10 protein-coding genes are annotated in these 18,794 nt (G+C 70.4%); 6 read left to right on the forward strand and 4 right to left on the reverse strand.

Annotated features, from left to right (window positions below):
* Positions 1 to 261 precede the first annotated feature (261 nt).
* The 4 genes from IM770_RS14850 to IM770_RS14865 are packed head-to-tail and all read left to right on the forward strand — an operon-like array spanning position 262 to position 7,151.
* Entirely contained in the window at positions 262 to 1,710 is a 1,449-nt protein-coding gene (locus IM770_RS14850) for an aldehyde dehydrogenase family protein (RefSeq protein ID WP_203581929.1), read from the forward strand.
* A gap of 31 nt (positions 1,711 to 1,741) precedes the next feature.
* Complete coding sequence (locus tag IM770_RS14855; protein WP_203581930.1) at positions 1,742 to 2,602, forward strand: citryl-CoA lyase; 861 nt, start codon at positions 1,742 to 1,744, stop codon at positions 2,600 to 2,602.
* Complete coding sequence (locus IM770_RS14860; RefSeq protein ID WP_203581931.1) at positions 2,599 to 4,362, forward strand: thiamine pyrophosphate-binding protein; 1,764 nt, start codon at positions 2,599 to 2,601, stop codon at positions 4,360 to 4,362. Before IM770_RS14855 ends, IM770_RS14860 begins: the two co-directional genes overlap by 4 nt.
* A 35-nt stretch (positions 4,363 to 4,397) precedes the next feature.
* Positions 4,398 to 7,151, forward strand: coding sequence for a TIM barrel protein (locus tag IM770_RS14865; RefSeq protein ID WP_203581932.1), 2,754 nt, complete (start codon positions 4,398 to 4,400; stop codon positions 7,149 to 7,151).
* 14 nt (positions 7,152 to 7,165) lie between these two features.
* Here the strand turns inward: IM770_RS14865 and IM770_RS14870 are convergent, their stop codons facing one another.
* Positions 7,166 to 8,425, reverse strand: a complete 1,260-nt coding sequence (locus IM770_RS14870; RefSeq protein WP_203581933.1) for a CorA family divalent cation transporter — start codon at positions 8,423 to 8,425, stop codon at positions 7,166 to 7,168.
* 174 nt (positions 8,426 to 8,599) lie between these two features.
* Between IM770_RS14870 and IM770_RS14875 the strand changes: the two genes are divergently transcribed.
* A complete protein-coding gene (locus IM770_RS14875; protein ID WP_203581934.1) occupies positions 8,600 to 9,040 on the forward strand; it encodes a VOC family protein in 441 nt (146 codons plus the stop codon).
* On the opposite strand, the gene IM770_RS14880 is transcribed toward IM770_RS14875, so the two are convergent.
* From IM770_RS14880 to IM770_RS14890, 3 genes are all read right to left on the reverse strand, one after another.
* A complete protein-coding gene (locus IM770_RS14880) occupies positions 9,006 to 10,682 on the reverse strand; it encodes an MDR family MFS transporter (RefSeq protein ID WP_203581935.1) in 1,677 nt (558 codons plus the stop codon). The two genes, IM770_RS14875 and IM770_RS14880, sit on opposite strands and share 35 nt — an antisense overlap.
* Positions 10,679 to 11,320, reverse strand: a complete 642-nt coding sequence (locus tag IM770_RS14885) for a TetR/AcrR family transcriptional regulator (RefSeq protein ID WP_203581936.1) — start codon at positions 11,318 to 11,320, stop codon at positions 10,679 to 10,681. Before IM770_RS14885 ends, IM770_RS14880 begins: the two co-directional genes overlap by 4 nt.
* A 717-nt stretch (positions 11,321 to 12,037) precedes the next feature.
* On the reverse strand, positions 12,038 to 13,144 hold the full coding sequence (locus IM770_RS14890) for a substrate-binding domain-containing protein (RefSeq protein ID WP_307785475.1): 1,107 nt from the start codon (positions 13,142 to 13,144) through the stop codon (positions 12,038 to 12,040).
* Positions 13,145 to 13,353: 209 nt separating this feature from the next.
* Here IM770_RS14890 and IM770_RS14895 point away from each other — a divergent pair, with 209 nt between their 5' ends.
* Positions 13,354 to 18,768 (forward strand): fibronectin type III domain-containing protein, encoded by a 5,415-nt coding sequence (locus IM770_RS14895; RefSeq protein ID WP_203581938.1) that lies wholly within the window; start codon positions 13,354 to 13,356, stop codon positions 18,766 to 18,768.
* The last annotated feature ends 26 nt before the right edge of the window (positions 18,769 to 18,794 follow it).

Here is an 18,794-nt window from a genome sequence, read left to right on the forward strand (position 1 = left end):
CGCCTGAGGCCGCTGTGGGGAATGCCGTCCGGTCCGTCCGACCTGGGTGATCGGCCGCAGCGGTCAGCGCTCGGACGCTAACTCCGGGCGGATGTGCGGGCAACCGTGCGACCCATCGAGTGGCACAACATCTCGCGAGGCGGGCCGCGGGCGGGTTCGCGAGAGCGGCCCTTTCTGCCCAGTGGGACACGCTTTGTCGGCGGCGACGCGGCCTGAATAGCATGCGGCGGTCGGCACCCCACGCCCATGGACGGAGTTGTCATGGCTGCTTCAGCATCGAAACCACTGTCGCCGGAACAGGAGCAAGAGCTCGATGAGGTCTTCGCCCGTGCCCGCGCGGCGCTCGCGATCATCGAGACCTACGACCAGGCCCGGGTCGACCGGCTCATCCGGGCCGTCGCGTGGGCGGTGGCCAACCGCTCGACGTTCCACCGGCTCGTCGAGATGGGCATCGAGGAATCCGGGCTTGGCGACTTCGACAGCCGCATGAACAAGCGGATGAAGATCCGCGGCGTCCTGCGCGACGCGCTGCGCAGCCCGTCCGTCGGCATCATCGAGGAAGACGTCGAGAAGGGCCTGGTCAAGTACGGCAAGCCCGTCGGGATCATCGGCTGCGTCGTGCCCACGACCAACCCCGATCTCACGCCGGCCGGCAACGCCATCTATGCGATCAAAGCGCGCGACGTCGTCGTGTTCTCGCCTCACCCCCGTTCGAAGCACACGACCCTCGAGACCGTGCGGCTCATGCGCGAGGCGCTCGAGGCCGAGGGCGCCCCGGCCGACATCCTGCAGTGCATCACGCTGCCGAGCCTCGCGGCCTCGCAGGAGATCATGGCCCGCTCCGATCTCGTGATCGCCACGGGTGGCCAGGGTCTGGTGCGTGCGGCGTACAGCTCGGGAACCCCGGCGTACGGCGTCGGGGCCGGAAACGCCACGGAGTTCGTCGACGAGACGGCCGACATCGCGGAGACCGCCCGCAACTGCCGCATCTCCAAGACGTCGGACTTCGGCTCGGGGTGCTCGGCGGACGGCAACGTCCTGGTGCCGGCATCGCGCTACCGCGAGATGCTCGACGCGCTGCAGGCCGAGGGCGGCTACCTGGCCTCGGCGGACGAGCGCTCCGCGCTGCAGCGGGTGATGTGGGACGACGAGGGCCACCGGCTGCCCGACACCGTCGCGGTCTCACCCCAGGCGCTCGCGCAGGCGGCGGGCTTCGGCATCCCGTCCGATGCGACCTTCATCGTCGTCGAGGGCGATGGCATCGCCGAAGACAGGCAGTTCTGCAAGGAGAAGCTGACCACGCTGATGGCCGTCCACGCCTACGAGGGTTCGTTCGAGGACGGCGTGGACGTGGCCAAGCGGCTCTACGACATCGGCGGCAAGGGTCACTCGTGCGGCATCGCCTCCACCGACGACGCCCGCATCGACTACTTCGCCCAGCACATGCCGGTGTCGCGCATCATGGTGCGCCAGCCGAACTCCAAGGCGAACGCCGGCGCCTTCACCAACGGCATGCCGATGACGTCGTCGATGGGGTGCGGCACCTGGGGCGGCAACATCACGTCCGAGAACGTCGCGCTCCGCCACTACCTGAACACGACGTGGGTCTCGCGCACCATCGCCGAGGACCGACCCTCGGACGAGGAGCTCTTCGGCGACTTCTACGACGCGGCCCTCGAGGCCGCCGACACGATCGCAGCCGCGCGATGAACCGGACGACGACGACAGGGCGGGTCGGACGATGAGCGAGCAGTCGGCCGAGGAGCTCGTCGACGAGGCGCGGCGCTGGTGGCAGACCGACATCATCGACGTGCAGCCCGGCGAGATCGCGCTGCGGGGCTATCCCATCGAGGAGCTCCTCGGGCGCGTCGGCTTCGTCGAGACGATCTGGCTGATGCTGCGAGGCGAGCTGCCCTCGGCCGCGGAGGCGAGGCTCCTCGAGGCCGCGCTCGTGGCGTCGGTCGACCACGGTCCGCAGGCGCCCTCGATCGCGATCGCCCGGATGGCGACGACGTGCGGAGTCCCGATCAACGCCGCGATGGCGTCGGCGATCAACGTGCTCGGCGACGTCCACGGCGGTCCCGGCCAGCAGTGCATGGAGGTGTACCTCGAGATCGACGACGAGCTCGAGCGCACCGGCGACCTCGACGAGGCGACCCGCCGGGTGCTGCAGCGCCGACGGGAGGCCGGTGTCGCCTACGTGCCCGGCTTCGGCCACCGCTTCCATCCCCTCGACCCCCGCACGCCCCGACTGCTGTCGCTCGTCGACGCCGCGGCCGCCGCGGGCACGGTGGACGGCCGTTTCGCGGCCATCGGGCGCGCGGTCGAGGACGCGATCAGCGCGGGCCGCGCGAAGCGCATCCCCATGAACGTCGACGGGGTGACCGCCGTCATCTACTGCGAGCTCGGGCTCACCCCCGAGCTCGGGCGCGGGGTGTTCATCCTCGCGCGGTCGGTGGGGATCCTCGCGCATGCGGCCGAGCAGCTGGCCCAGGGCGGCCGGATCAAGGGTCCGCTGCCCAAATCGATCGGATACACGTACACGGGGCCGGCTCGCCGATCCGTCCCGCTCGACCTCGATGAGAGAGGAACCCCTTCATGAAAGACCTGGTGTCCAACCAGATCGTCCGCTACCTCGAAGCGCGCGACGTCGCGCACGTCTTCGGGCTCTGCGGTCACACCAACATCGCGCTCCTGGCAGCGCTGGAGAAGAGCGAGCGCATCTCGTTCGTGAACGTCCGCCACGAGCAGATCGCCGCCCACGCGGCCGACGGCTACGCGAGGGTGACCAAGCGGGCGGGGGTGGTGCTGACGCACCTCGGCCCGGGCCTCACCAACGCCGCGACCGGCGTCGCCAACGCCGCCCTGGACTCCATCCCCCTGGTCGTGATCGCCGGCGACGTGCCGACGCACTACTTCGGCAAGCACCCCCACCAGGAGATCAACCTCCACGCCGACGCCGCGCAGTACGAGATCTATCGCCCGTTCGTGAAGCGCGCCTGGCGGGTCGACCAGCCGCACCTCGTGGCCGAGGTGCTCGACAAGGCGTTCACCCTCGCCGAGAGCGGACGCCCTGGACCGGTCCTCGTCGACGTGCCGATGGACGTGTTCTCGGCCGAGGTCGATGCGGCCCTCTTCGACAAGGTGATGGGCAACACCCGCGCCCTCGCGCGGCCGTCGCTCGACGAGGCGGTGGCCGAGCAGATCGTGAAGAACCTGCTGGATGCCGAGAAGCCGGTGCTGTACGTCGGCGGCGGCATCGTCGCGGCAGACGCGGCGGCCGAGCTCGCCGAGTTCGCCGGCCTGCTGTCGCTGCCGGTGGCGCACAGCCTGATGGGCAAGGGCGCGGTACCTGACGACAGCCCGCTGGTGCTCGGCATGACGGGGTTCTGGGGCACCGCGTTCACCAACGAGACGACGCGGACCGCGGACTGGATCCTCGCCCTCGGCACCCGGTTCGCGGAGGCCGACTCGAGCTCGTGGTACGCCGAGTACACCTTCGACATCCCCGGCACGAAGCTCATGCAGATCGACATCGATCCGGCCGAGCTCGGCCGCAACTATCCGCTCGAGATCGGCGCGCTCGCCGACCTCAAGTCCGCGCTCACCGTGCTGATCCGGGTCGCCCGCCGCCTGGCGCCGGAGGGCGTGGATCGCTCGGCGCTGCTCGCGCGGATCGCCGACAGCCGGTCCACGGTGAGACGCGAGAACGCCGACGCGCAGGTCTCCGACGCGTGGCCGATGCGGCCCGAGCGGATCCTGTCCGAGACCCGCGAGGTGCTGCCCGCCGACGCGATCATCACGACCGATGTCGGGTGGAACAAGAACGGCGTGGGCCAGCAGTTCGACATCCTCACGCCCGGGACGTTCCTCACCCCCGGCGGCTTCGCGACGATGGGCTTCGGCGCGCCGGCGGCGGTCGGCGCCAAGATCGCGCACCCCGATCGCGTCGTCGTCTCGCTCGTGGGCGACGGCGGCTTCGGCCAGAATCCGGCGGTGCTGGCGACGGCGCGCGAGGAGGGTGTCGCGGTCGTGTGGGTCGTGATGAACAACAACGCGTTCGGCACCATCGCAGGGCTCGAGAAGGCGGCGTTCGACACCACCTACGGGACGGTCTTCGGCAGCGCCGACGACCCCATGTACACGGACTTCGCCGCGATCGCGGAGGCGTACGGGGTCGACGGGATCAAGGTCGACTCGGCGGCGGACTTCAAGCCGGCGCTCGAGCGGGCGATCGCGCTGGGGCGCCCGGTCGTGATCGACGTGTCGATGGTCAATGTGCCGACCCCGACGACGGGCCACTGGAACATCCTCGACATCTACTCGCCCGACCAGCCGATCGAGCACGTCGCCACGCACTGACGGAACGGTCCGGACATGAACAGGGGGCAGCGCCCATGAGTCCTCAGCGGCCGCTGGACGTGTCGATCTCGAGCGTGTGCCTGTCAGGCACGCTGGAGGACAAGCTCCGGGCCGCCGCGGCGGCGGGGTTCCCGGGCGTGGAGCTGCTCGAGTACGACCTCATCGTGTCGCCGTGGGCTCCCGCACGGGTGGCGCGAGAGGCCGCCGACCTCGGCGTGTCGATCGAGGTGTATCAGCCGTTCCACGTCGAGACCGTGCCCCCGGAGCTGTTCGGCGGGGTGCTCCGCCGCGCCGAGCGCAAGTTCGAGCTGCTGTCGCAGCTCGGGGCACGCGTGCTCGTGTGCTGCTCCTCGCGCAGCGACAGCGGCGTCGACGACGAGGCCCTCACGCTCGAGCAGCTGCACGCGCTGGCGGAACGGGCGGGTGACCGCGGGCTGCGGCTCGCGTACGAAGCCGTGCCATGGGGGCGTGTCCGTACGCACCGGGAGGCAGGGCGGCTGATCGGGCAGGTCGATCACCCGGCGCTCGGGCTGTGTCTCGACAGCTTCCACGTGCTGTCGGCGGGCGATGATCCGGCCACGCTCGCGCAGGTGGCGGGCGACCGTATCTTCCATGTGCAGCTCGCCGACGCGCCCCGTCTCGACATGGATGTGCGGGAGTGGAGCCTTCACTACCGGATGTTCCCGGGGCAGGGAGTCCTGGACGTCGCCGGGTTCCTGGGCGAGGTGCTGGCGACGCGCTACACGGGTCCGGTGGCGCTCGAGGTCTTCAACGACGTCTACCAGCAAGAGGATCCTCGGCACGCCGCGATCGATGCGATGCGCTCGCTGCGTGCCCTGACCGAGGCCGTCGCGTCCCGGTACCCGGACGCCGCACCCGCCGCATCCGCCGCCCCCGCCGCCCCCGCCGCGCCCGCCGCACCGTCGGCGGTGGCGCTGACGGAGGCGCCTCGACTGGACGGCTTCGCCTTCGTCGAGCTCGCGGTCGATGAGGTGTCAGGTCCCCTGATGTCGCGAGCCCTCGCGGCGCTCGGGTTCGCGCACGTCGGCCGGCACCGCTCCAAGCCCGTCGAGCTCTGGCAGCAGGGCGAGGCGCGGGTGCTGCTCAACTCGGCGCCGGACCGCTCGATCACACCTGCGACCTCGGCGATCTGCGCGTTGGCGGTCCGCACTGAGGACGCGGGGGCATCGATGCGGCGGGCCGAGAGCCTGCTCGCGCCGAAGCTCGCGCGCCGGCGCGCGGCGGACGAGATCGACCTTGCCGCCGTGGCGATGCCCGACGGAACGGCCCTGTTCTTCTGCGACGACGGTGCCGGCGCCCGCTGGGCCGACGACTTCGCGCCGACGGGCGCAGACGCCGACCCGTCGCCGTTCCTGACGGCCATCGACCACGTGGCGGTCACCGAGTCGATCGACGACTTCGACCAGTCGGCGCTGTTCCTCCACTCGGTGCTCGGCCTCGTCCCGCAGGAGCTGACCGAGATCACGGCCCCGTTCGGTCTGATCCGCACGTGGTCCGCGGGTGACCGCGACGGGCGGGTGCGCGTCGCGCTGAGCACCAACCCTCTGCGCCGTGGCGACTGGTCGCCGGGCGTGACGAGCCCGCAGCTGATCGCCTTCACCACCGACGACGCCGTCGCGTGTGCGCGGGCGCTCCGCGAGCGGGGCGCCCGCATCCTCGAGATGCCGGCCAACTACTACGACGATCTCGAGGCCCGGCTCTCCCTGCCGGCCGAGTTCGTCGCTGCGCTGCGCCAGAGCTCGATCCTCTACGCTCGCGGCGAGCGGGGGGAGTTCCTCCACTTCTTCACCGAGATGGTCGGCTCACGGGTCTTCTTCGAGGTCGTGCAGCGGATCGACGGGTACGACGGCTTCGGCGACCCCCGCAGTGTGCCGCTGCGGATGGCCGCGCACCGCCGGCAGCGGATGCGGACGCTGGCGACCGCGGCGACGGAGACGGCGACCGAGCCCCGCCACGACTACTCACTCGCGCACCTCACCGCCCTGAGCCTGTCGCCGCCGGAGCTGGTGGACGCCGCCGCCGCGGCGGGCTACCGCTACGTGGGACTGCGCATGACGAAGGTCACCGCGCAAGAGCCCCACTATCCGCTGTCGTACGACCCGGCGCTGATGCGGGCGACCAAGACGCACCTGGCGGCGACCGGCGTCGAGGTGCTCGACATCGAGCTCGCCCGCATGACGTCGGGCGACAGCCCCCGCGACTACCTGCGGTTCCTGGAGGCCGGTGCCGAGCTCGGGGCGCGGCACGTCATCACGCAGCTGCCCGACGCGGACTTCGCGCGCAAGACCGATCGGTTCGCGGAGCTCTGCCGGCTCGCGCAGCCGCTCGGGCTGACGATCGACCTGGAGTTCCCGTCCTGGACCGAGACGGGGACCCTCGCCGAGGCGACGCGCGTGCTGCGCGCAGCGGACCAGCCGAACGCCGGAATGCTCATCGACCTGCTCCACTTCGCCCGCTCCGGCTCGAGCCTCGACGACTTGCGGGCTCTGCCGCCGGAGTGGTTCCACTACGCGCATGTGTGCGACGCGCCCGCTGAGATCCCGACCACGACGGCGGAGCTCATCCACACCGCACGCTTCGAGCGGCTCTTTCCGGGTGAGGGCGGCATCGACATGCGGGGCATCCTCGCGGCGCTGCCGGACGGCATCCCGTACGCGCTCGAGATCCCGCGCGCGATGCTCGTGGCGCAGGTGGGGGCGAAGGAGCACGCACGTCTTGCGATCGGCGCGGCGCGTCGGCACCTGGATGCCGCGCAGCTCGTGGCCTGATCGCGCCGCCGCCGCTACAGCCAGCGGCGGCGCTTGAACAGCCCGTAGATCACGAGGTCGATGGCCACGATCGCGCATCCGATGGCCACCCAGCCGTACTGCCACTGCACCAGCGGAATGTTGTCGAAGTTCATGCCGTACAGCCCGGCGATGAGCGTCGGGACGGCGAGAAGGGCGGCGAACGCCGAGATCGTCCGCATGTCCTGGTTCTGTCGCGCGGCGACGCTGTTCTCGTAGCTCGAGAGGATGGCGTCGAGACCCTTGCTCTGGTTGTTGATCAGCGCCGCGGTGCCGGCGGCGTCGTCGAGGAGATCGTGCAGGTAGGGGACGATCTGCTCGGTGCCGACCTTCAGCGTCTCGAGGTGCCTCGTGCTCTCGTGCAGCGCGGCGGCGATGCTCGACACGGCGCGGTCGACCCGCCCGATCTTCTTGCGCAGCCGATAGATGCGTCGATGGTCCTCGCGGCTCGACTCGCTGAAGACCTGCTCCTCCAGCTCTTCGAGCGCGGTCTCGATGTCGGCGGCCGCCTTGGCGTAGCCGTCGACGATCTGGGCCATGATCGTGTACGCGGCGGGCATGGTGTCGTTGCGGGCGTCGGGGGGTGCGTCGGCCAGCAGCCGGGGCAGATCAGGCAGCTCGGCGCCGTTGCCCCGCTGCACCGTGAGGAGCCAGCCCTCGCCGATGTACAGGTACGTCTCGCCGAGCAGCAGCGCGTCATCCTCCGTGCGCAGCACGTTCCACAGCATGACGAACAGGTGCTCGTCGAACTTCTGCACCTTCGGCTGCTGGCGGCGCGACACGACGTCGGCGACGGCGGTGGGATGGATGCCGAGCACGTCGCGCGCCTGGCGCACCGTGTCTTCGTCGGGCTCGACGAGGTGCAGCCACACGAAATGCCTCCGGCGGAAGCGACGGAGCCTCGACGGGACGTCCTCCAGCTCGAGGTCGTCGATCGACTCGATCTCGTCGCCGACGCGGAAGACCCGCAGCACCTCGCCGGACGCGGCGGAAGGCGCCTCCTCGGTGTTCGAGCGGTCCTCGGTGGCCGCGGCGCCTGCGCCGTCCTCCGCCTCCCGCTGCGCGCCCTCGGGCGCCGCGGTGCGCTCGGGCTCCGCGGTCTGGTCGGGCTCCGCGGTGCGGTCGGACCCTGCGGTCTTCTCGGGCTCCGCGGTGCGCTCCGACGCGGCGGTCTGCTCGGGCGCGTCGGCGTCGGCGACCGCGGTCTCGGGCTCGACCGCGCGTGGCTCCTGGTCGTATTCGGTGGGGTGGGGCATCGACGAATCCTCACGGCTGTGGTGCCCTGCGACCGTAGGCGCGCGCCGAGCACCCGCGAAGGGGCTTGTCGCGGAGCGCCGTCTGTGCTTCGCCACCCGCTTCCGCCGCGGCCGGGCTCCCGAGGCGATGCCCAGGGGGTGTCGCCGAGGCCGTCCGCGGCCTACTCTCCAAGCGTGGGTGTCCGCAGCTTCGAGCACATCGGCGTCATCGTCCACGACCTCGACACGGTGGCGGCGTTCTTCGAGCTTCTCGGGTTCGACCGCAGCGAGACGGCCAGGGTCGGCGGCGCCTGGGCCGATCGGGTCAATGGGCTGACCGGCACCGACGTGGAGATGCTGTTCCTCACCGCCCCCGACGGCACCGGGGCGATCGAGCTGTCGCGGTTCCTCACGCCGCGGAGTCCGGCATCCGTCGACGACGCCCCGTCGAACGTGCCGGGCCTGCGGCACCTCGCGTATCGGGTGGACGACGTCGAGGCGCTGGTGGAGCGGGTCCGCGCCGCCGGCTACGACCTCATGGCCGACCTCGTGAACTACGAGGACCAGTGGCTGGTCTGCTACGTGCGCGGACCCGAGGGCCTCATCGTCGAGCTCGGCCAGCGCCTCGACGAGTGACCGACGACGCAGCCTCGGGGGCGGGCCCGCCGCGCAGCTCGGCCTCGAGACGCTCGGCCTCTTCGCCGCCGATCGCCTCGCCACGGGCGACGAGGCCCGCGACGTCGGACAGCGGGATCTGCTTGAGGAAGAGCGCGAGCACGAACGCCACGGCGATGAACGGCACGAGGTACCAGAACACCGGGGCCAGCGCGTCGGCGTATGCGTCGACGACGCCCGTCCGTACGGGATCGGGCAGCGAGTTCAGCACCGACGGGTCGATGCTCGACGTCGCCTGACCCGCCTGCTCGGCCGTGGCACCGGCATCCGTGAAGACCTTCGTCAGATTCTCGGTGAGGCGCGTGGTGAAGAGCGTGCCGAACACCGCGATGCCGAGCGCGGCCCCGACCTCGCGGAAGTAGTTGTTCGTCGACGTGGCGGTGCCGAGGTCGGCCGCCGGGACGGCGTTCTGCACGACGAGCACCACGACCTGCATGATGCAGCCGAGTCCGACGCCGAAGAGGAACAGGTAGGTGCAGATCAGCCAGATCGGCGTCGACGCGGTGAGCGTCGTCATGAGCACCATCGCGATGCCGACGATGAGCGTTCCGACGATCGGGAACAGCCGGTACTTTCCGGTCCGCGTGATGAGCAGACCAGAGGCGATCGAGGTGCCCATGACGCCGACCATCATCGGGAGCATGAGGAGACCGGATGCCGCCGCCGACGTGCCCGACGACATCTGGAGGAACGTCGGCACGAAGCCGAGCGCGGCGAACATGCCGATGCCGATCGCCATGCCGATCGCCGTCGCGTTGAGGAAGATCGGGTTGCGGAACATCGCCAGCGGCATGATCGGGTCGGCCACGCGCGATTCGGTGAAGATGAAGAGTCCGGCCGCGGCGACGAGTCCGGCGCCCCAGGTCCAGGTGGCGGCCGAGTCCCAGCCGAACTTCGCCGAGCCGCCGAAGTCGGTGAAGAAGATGAGGCATGTGGTGGCCGCCGAGAGGAACAGCACGCCCAGCCAGTCGATGGGCTTCTCGGCCTTCTTGTCGGGCAGCTTGAGCGCGAAGACCGCGACGAAGAAGGCGGCGATGCCGACCGGGATGTTGATGTAGAACGCCCACTGCCAGGTCAGGTGGTCGACGAAGAAGCCGCCCAGGAGCGGGCCCGCGATGGCGGCCAGGCCGAACACGGCGCCGAGCGGGCCGAGGTACTTGCCGCGCTGGTCGGCGGGCACGATGTCGGCGATGATCGCCTGCGACAGGATCATCAGCCCTCCGCCCCCGAGACCCTGGATGGCGCGGAACACCACGAACATCCAGAAGTCGGTCGCGAACGCGCAGCCGATCGAGGCGAGCGTGAAGATCGCGATGGCGACCATGAAGAGCCGCCGACGCCCCAGCACGTCGCCGAACTTGCCGTAGATCGGCATGACGATGGTCGTCGCGAGGATGTAGGCGGTCGTGATCCACACCTGGTGGGACACCCCGCCCAGCTCGCCGACGATGGTCGGCATCGCGGTGGAGACGATCGTCTGGTCGAGGCTGGAGAGCAGCATGCCCGCGATCAGCGCGGAGAAGATGATCCAGATGCGGCGTTGCGTCAGCAGGAACGGCGCGTCGCCGTCCGGCCGGATCGTCGGGATCGTGGACGTGGTCATTCGGTGTTTCCCATCAGTGCGGTCTGCGTGGCGAAGAGGTCGCGCGCCGCGCCGATGCGCCGCTCGAAGATCTCGATGAAGGTGTCGGGGTTGCCGGGCTTGAGGAACTCCCCGGCGGCGGAGCGGACGAGGGCGCCGACCACCTGCGACGCGACCTGCGCCCGCAGATCGCCGGACAGGAGGTTCTCGCGCTGCTCGATGAGGCGCGCGTCGAACTGCTCGCCCTCCGCGCCGAGTTCCAGCATGCGGGCGAGCAGCCGCGGCTCCTTCTCGACGGCACGGAAGAGGTCCTGCACGGTGTCCGGCGCGATGTCGAGGGCGCGCCAGCGTGCTTCGGCGAGCAGTGCGAGGTCGGTGAGCAGGGTCGGCGAGAGTCCGGGGCCGCCCGAACCGCCGGCGAGGAAGCGGGCGATGGCCGCGGCATCCGATCGCTCCAGCGGCACGCCCAGCACCGCATCGTCTTTCGAGGCGAAGTAGTTGAAGAACGTGCGGCGCGACACGTCGGCTTCGGCGCACAGCTCCTCGATGGTGAAGCCGGCGAGGCCGTGCTCGGCGGTGAAGTGCCGGGCCGCGCGGATCAGCGCGCGCGTCGTCTCGGCGCGGCGGCGCTCACGGAGTCCATCTGCACTATCTACCACATCATGCAGTTTTGCACTCCACGTGCCATCGTGCAAATCGCCGTAACGTGGTCGTCGCCGGGCTCGGGCGTTTCGTCTCGCTCGTTCCTCGCTCGCTCAACGGCCGGGGGAGTCCGTCGAGTGCCGGTCGTTGAGCGGAGGGCGCTCTGGCGCCCGCAGACGAAACGCCTCGGGGCTCCGGCTCTGCGCCGGGTTCGGGGCGTTTCGTCTCGCTCGTTCCTCGCTCGCTCAACGGCCGGGACACGGTGCCACCGGTCGTTGAGCGGAGGGCGCTCTGGCGCCCGCGGACGAAACGCCTCGGGGCTCCGGTTCTCCGCCGGGTTCGGGGCGTTTCGTCTCGCTCGTTCCTCGCTCGCTCAACGGCCGGGCCACGGTGCCACCGGTCGTTGAGCGGAGGGCGCTCTGGCGCCCGCAGACGAAACGGCCTCGGGGCTCCGGTTCTGCGCCGGGTTCGGGGCGTTTCGTCTCGCTCGTTCCTCGCTCGCTCAACGGCCGGGACACGGTGCCACCGGTCGTTGAGCGGAGGGCGCTCTGGCGCCCGCGGACGAAACGGCCTCGGGGCTCCGGGGAAGGCCGGGTTCGGGGCGTTTCGTCTCACTCGTTCCTCGCTCGCTCAACGGCCGGGACACGGTGCCACCTGTCGTTGAGCGGAGGGCGCTCTGGCGCCCGCAGACGAAACGCCTCGGGCCTTCCATCGACGCCGGGTTCGGGCCGCCTTCAGACGGCCGTGCGCGCCGTCGAGCCGCGCGTCTGCAGCTCGGGCAGCAGCTGCACGCGCTGCACGGGGCGGCGCTCGCCGTCGCTGAGGCGCGCCACCATGGTCTCGACCGCGAGTCGCCCCACCTGCTGCTTCGGTGGACGCAGCGCGGTGATCGGAGGCTCGGCGCTCTCGGCGACCTCGTCGTCGTACGCGACGATCGCGAGGTCGTCGGGGATCGACCAGCCATGGTCGCGTGCGTACTGTTGCAGCAGCACCGCCTGCGGGTCGTTGTGGATCAGCATGGCGGTGGTTCCCGTGTCGCGGACGGTGCGCAGGAGATCGGCGATGGTGCGCTCGCGCTCGCCGCCGTCGAGGGAGTCGAGGGTGGTGTCGAGGTCGAACGTCGCCGTGAGGCCGAGCTCGGCCACCGCCCGCGCCCACCCGCGCCGGAGCTGCCACGATGTGGGCGACCCCGGTGAGGCGAGCAGCCCGACGCGTCGATGGCCGAGGGCGGCGAGGTGGTGCGCGGCCAGCGATCCGCCGAAGACGTGGTCGGTCGTGACCCACTCCAGTCTCGTCACGGCGAGCGCTGACGGCACCCGGCGTTCGGCCAGGACGACCGGGATCGGCAGCGCGTCGAGCCACTGCAGCAGCGCCGACCCCTCGGGCCCCTGCGTCTCGGTCGCCACGATGAGCCCGTGGAGCGTGCCCGACTCGGCGAGCGAGCTGATCTGCCGCCGCTGGTCGGCGGGGGAGTAGCTCGCGCCGCGCAGCACCAGCTGCACACCGGCGTCGGTGGCTGCGGCCCGCGCGCCGATGATGATGGGCGGCCAGTAGTACCCGAGCGACGGGACGACCATGCCGACGCGGAACCGGGGCGGACCCGACGTCGGGACCCCGTGCGGGACGGAGGTGTCGAGCCGGCTGCGGAGCGTCGCCCCGCCGTGGACGCGGGTCAGCAGACCGCGATCGGCGAGGGCTCCGATGTCGCGGCGGATCGTCAGCTCGGCGACGCCCAGCTCCTTCGCGAGGTCCGCGACGCGCACCGATCCCGTGCGGCGCAGCTCGTCCATGATGCGCTCACGTCGCGACAGCCCGAACGGCGGTGGTGCGCTGGCCTCCACGGCGATCTCCTTCGATGCGCGTGCGTTCGTGTTCGTTTCGAACGTAGTGGTTCGCGGCTGACGCCGCCGAATCGCGGCATCCGCCATATTCGTGTGTGCGAATGGATGCGAGTGTGTTCGATTCTGAACGATTCGCTTCCGCGGTCGAGAGGCCGATGATTCGCTGGCAGGCGACCCCAGTGGGCTCTCTTTCGACGACGAGGAACTCCATGGCGAAGATGTCATCGGCCCGGATCACGGCCGCCCTCACCGCGGCGGCAGTCGCGGTGGCCACCGTAGTGATCCCGCTCTCCCCCGCTACCGCCGCCGTGACCGACCCGGTCGTCGTGACCGTGAACGGCGCCGACGTCGCCGCGGCGGCGCAGAACCGGAACGGTCTGACGTTCAAGGGTTTCGGCGTGCTGTCGGCGAACTCGACGAGCGCACTGCTGCTGGACTACAAGGCGCAGCACCCCGACGAGTACTGGGAGCTCATCGAGACGCTCTTCGGCGGCGACCACCCGATCATGAACACCGTCAAGATCGAGATGGGCAACGACCGCAACACCTCGACAGGCCCGAACCCTGCGACCATGCGCAGCCGCGACGAGTACCCGAACGTGCTCCGCGAGCCCGGCTTCCAGCTCGCCGCCGATGCCCAGCACGTGGCGCACGGCGACGTCCACGTGAGCATCCTCCGGTGGAACCGCCCCACCTGGGTCGCGAACGATGCCGACCAGTACATCTGGTTCAAGAACACGGTGCTGGCCGCCTATCGCGAGTTCGGCGTCATGGTCGACTCGATCAACCCCGACACCAACGAGACCAGCAGCCCCAACCTCCAGCTCTACAAGAACTTCTCGGGCTGGCTGCGCACCGACACCAAGGGCTACGAGGGGGCGACTGCGGCCGACCCGAACAACGGGTTCGCCTCGGAGGAGGAGGGGAACCTCTACCGCGCGATCGAGACGGTCGCCGCCGACACCGTCGGCACGCCGCCGTTGAGCTTCGGCAACGCGATGACCTCGGCGACCGACCCGTCGCTGCGCGAGGCCGTCGACATCGTCGGCTTCCACTACTCCAGCGCCGACGACAGCGCCGGCAACATGAAGAAGATCGCAGAGCAGCTGGACCAGGAGGTCTGGAACTCCGAGGGCCAGTCGACGTTCTCGAGCTCGGCCGACCGCCCGAACAACAACGCGAGCGACGAGCAGGGCGGCTTCGGCACCCAGTTCGGCGGCACCAACAGCGCGCTGGAGATGGGCAACTGGGTCACCACCGGCTTCTCCGCCTCGCGTCGGACGCTCAACATCTTCCAGCCGGCCATCGGCTCGTTCTACGACGGGTTCCAGTACTCCTCGAAGGAGCTCGTGAACGCGCGTGAGCCGTGGTCGGGCTGGCTGTACTACGACGGCGGCCTCTCGGTGATCGAGCAGTTCACACAGTTCGCGAAGCTGGGCTGGGAGAACGACGACAACACGGCGGGCATCTGGCGCGCCATCCCGCAGGCGTCCAAGAGCGAGCTCGGCACGGGGAACCCGCCCGGCGGTGCACGGGCCGGAGGCGCGTCGTACACGACGCTGGCGGCGCCCGACGCGTCGGACTTCTCGACCGTGATCATCAACGACTCGAAGTTCACGAAGACCTACCGCGTCGTGGCGAACGGACTGAGCCTCGGCTCCGACCAGACCGCCGAGCTGTGGGAGACCCGCGCCGCCGACGAGGGCCAGGCGTACGACGCCAACTACCTGCAGCCGGTCGGCGAGCTCGCCCCGGCGGCGGACGGCGCGTACACCGTGACGGTGAAGCCGTGGTCGGCGCTCACGCTCACGACGCTGGATCACGCCACCGCGGGCGCGGACGGCGAGCTCTCGGCCAAGGACGGCTACGGCAGCTCGCTGCCGACGTCGAAGGAGTACACCGACGCCGACGGTGGCCGCGACGTGCTCGACACCGACGCGAGCGGTGCCGTCAACGGCGTCACCGACGACGCGCTCCTCTACGCCGACGACTTCGACTACGCCGAGCAGGGCCCGGTCAAGGGCTACGACCCCGCCACCGGCGAGCTCACCGAGGGCGAGTCGTTCCTCGAGAGCCGCGGCGCGCGGGCGAAGCCTGCGGGCACGCCGGCCGTGCAGACCGAGGACTACGGCGCGACGCCGCGCTACACCAACGACACGAACGGCGCGTTCGAGTCGGTGGCGACGACGGATGCCGCGCACGACCGCGTGCTCCGCCAGCAGGTCGGGCCGGGCATGGCGGGCGGCGCGTGGAACGGCGGCGACCCCAAGACGACGATCGGCGACGCGCGCTGGGCGAACTACACCGTCTCGGCCGACGTGCTGTTCGAGGCGGCCGGGGCGCAGAACGCGACGATCGGCACGCGCGAGCAGGGCGGCACCGCGAACGGGCAGAACGTCTCGGCGGCCGAGCTGCGGATCGACCCGAACGGCGCGTGGACGTTCATGCGCTTCGGGGCGACGCTGTCGACGGGCACCGTCGCGGGCGACGCCGCCGTGGCCTTCAAGACCGGCGCGGGCGTCTGGAACAACGTCGCCGTGAAGGTGGCCGGGGCGGTCTACACCGCGTACGTGAACGGCGTGCAGATCGCGACGTACACGGATGCCGCACCCCAGGCGACCGGACGCATCCAGCTCGGCTCGAGCTTCAACTTCGTCGCGTTCGACAACCTGAAGGTCGAGCCGGTGCCGGGCTACACCCCGTACTACGCCGCGATCATCGACGGCATGCACCAGACCAGCTGGGCCGACACCTCGGTGCCTGTGCTCGACTTCGATGCGAGCTGGAGCCACGTCAACGGCCAGGGCATGTTCGAGTGGCAGCGCACCGCCTCGAAGAGCACGGCCAAGGGCGCCGCGATGACCTACGCGTTCACCGGCACGGGCCTCGACATCATCGGCACCAACTCCGGCGCGACGACGCTCGACGTGATCGTCGACGGCGTACAGGTGACCGCTGCAGCTCCCACCTTCAGCGCCGGCAGTGAGCGTACGACGTTCATCCTGCGCGGACTGGAGGACGCCGCGCACACCGTCGTCATCAAGACGGCGAACGACGCCTCGATCAACGTGGACGCCGTGGGCGTGGTCACCGCCACGGCCGACTCTTCGAAGGTCGACACCGCCGCGCTGGCCGCAGCGCTGGACGCCGTCGACGGCCTGGAAGAGAGCGAGTACAGCGCCGAGACGTGGGCGGTGTTCGCCGCCGTGCGCGCGAACGCGCAGACCGCGGTGGACTCCCCGGAGCAGTACGGCCTGGACGCTGAGGGTGCGACGGCGCTGGCAGCCCGCCTGACGGCAGCCGCCGACGGCCTCACGCCCAAGGACGTCAGCCCGGACGTGCTGCCGCTCGGCGTCGTGACGATCGCGTCCAATGACCGCACGCTCCCGGCCAAGCTCTCGCTCGCGGGCACCGACGCGAAGGTCACGTGGAGCCTCTCGTCGGTGGCGAGCGCGAAGACCGTCGCCGAGCTCGGCACGTTCCTCGCCACCGGCCGCTCGACCGAGAAGCTGGCGTCGGGCGTGTACCAGCGGTTCAGTGCGACCGTGCTCGTGACGCCCGCCGACCTCGAGTACTTCATCGACTCGGGCGCCGCTGCCACGGTGGACGGATCGGTCTACGCCGGCGTGAAGGCATCCTTCCCGGATCTCCTCAACGACGGCGCCGACCAGAAGTGGGACGGCACGACCGCGGGCGAGACGTGGGGCTACTCCACCACGGCCACCACCATTGCGGCGGGGAGCCCGCAGGACTGGGGCTCGTCATATGTGGGCGCCGACTACAACAAGCCGATCACCTACCACCTGGCGCTGCCGGCCGGCTCGTACAACATCGTCGCCGTGCAGGCGCCGCGTGCGGGCCTCACGACCAACGTCTACTCGAAGGTGAAGGCGTCCGGCACGGAGACCACCAAGACGGCCGCCTCGACGGGAGCGGCGACCCCGGTCGCGCAGACGCTGACGCTCGACGCGGACGCGGTGGTCGACGTCGAGTTCGGCACGAACGGCACGAGCGGCTACAACGCCCGCCTCGCGCTCGTCTACGTGCAGAGCCTGCCGCGCGACCTCGGGGTGCAGGGTGCGCTGGGCGTCGACGAGGAGCTGCCCGAGACCGTCGTGGTCGCCGGCGCGGAGCGCGCGGTGGAGTGGGATGCCGCCTCCGCCGCGCAGCCCCGCAGCGAGTACGCGAAGCTCACCGTGACCGGTCGCCTCGCCGACACCGATCAGGCCGTGGTCGCGGCCTTCGAGATCGTGCCGCCGGCGCTGGTGTACTACATCGACGCGGGGACGAACGGGGCTGCGTCGCCGCAGTACACGGCGGTCGCGCAGAGCGTCAGCCTGCGTAACGACAAGGTCGACCAGGTCTCGACCGCCGCCGACCAGTGGGGCTATGTCTCCGACGGCATGAAGACGAAGGGCACGACCGACCTCAACGAGAAATACTCGACGGGCCTCTACCAGGACACGACGAAGCTCATCTACCGCCTGCCGCTGGACGCGGGCACCTACTCGCTCACCGGAGGGTTTACGGAGTGGTGGAACGTCAACCGCTCGATGTACCACACCGTGTCGGTGGCCGGCACCGAGCTCGCCAAGGGCAGCATCCCGCTGTCGGGCTCGAACACGCCGCTCTCCGCCGCGCTGACGTTCACGCTGACGGCTCCGGCGACCGTGGACTACGTGGTGACGAACGAGGGCGCGGGGAGCGAGCGGCCCGTCATCTCGTGGCTGGCCGTGGCGGACCAGACGCTGCCGGCGGCACCGCAGAACGTCACGGCCGAGCGGTCGGGTGACACCTCGATCCTTGTGTCGTGGGATGCCCCAGCCCTCACCGGTCCGGGATTCGCGGGGTACCGCGTGTACGAGGCGGGCAGCAGCGAGCCGGTCTGCGAGACGAGCGGCACGACGTGCACCGTGAAGGCGCTGGAGCTCGGCTCCACGCACTCGTTCGAGGTCGCGGGTGTGAACGCGCTCGGCGAGGGCGAGCGGTCCGCGGCGACGGCATCCGTCACCCTCCCGGAGGTCCCCTCCGACGACGGCGCCAAGACGGCCCCCGCCAAGGCCGTGCTGTCGTCGAACGACGGATGGGACACCGGACTCAAGGACGGCACGTTCCAGGTGACGATGAACCTGTGGTGGGGCGAGAACGGCTCGCTGTTCAAGCTCTACCGCGACGGCGAGCTGGTCGCGAAGGTGCCGCTCACGATGATGACCCCGGGCGCGCAGCGCGCGGTGGTCGACATCGAGGGCCTGCCGAACGGCACGTACGTGTTCACCGGCGAGCTGCTGAACTCGAAGGGCACCACCGCCACGCAGCCGCTCACCGTCAAGGTGACGGACGCGTCGCCCGGCAAGCCCGTGCTGTCGGCCGACAACAAGGACGGCGACGGCACCTACACGGTGACGGCGAACCTGTGGTGGGGCACCAACGCCACCTCGTACCGGTTCTTCGAGAACGGCAGCGAGGTGGGAGCGGGCGACCTGACGGCCGCGACCCCCGACGCGCAGCGCGCGACGCTGCCGGTCAGCGGCAAGGCGAAGGGCACGTACACCTACACGGTCGAGTTCACGAATGCCGCCGGCAGCACCGTGAGCGCCCCGCTGAAGGTGACCGTGTCGAAGTAGGCGGAAGGACGAAACGCCTCGGGCTC

The organism is Microbacterium hibisci, from assembly GCF_015278255.1.
Lineage (GTDB): Bacteria > Actinomycetota > Actinomycetes > Actinomycetales > Microbacteriaceae > Microbacterium > Microbacterium hibisci.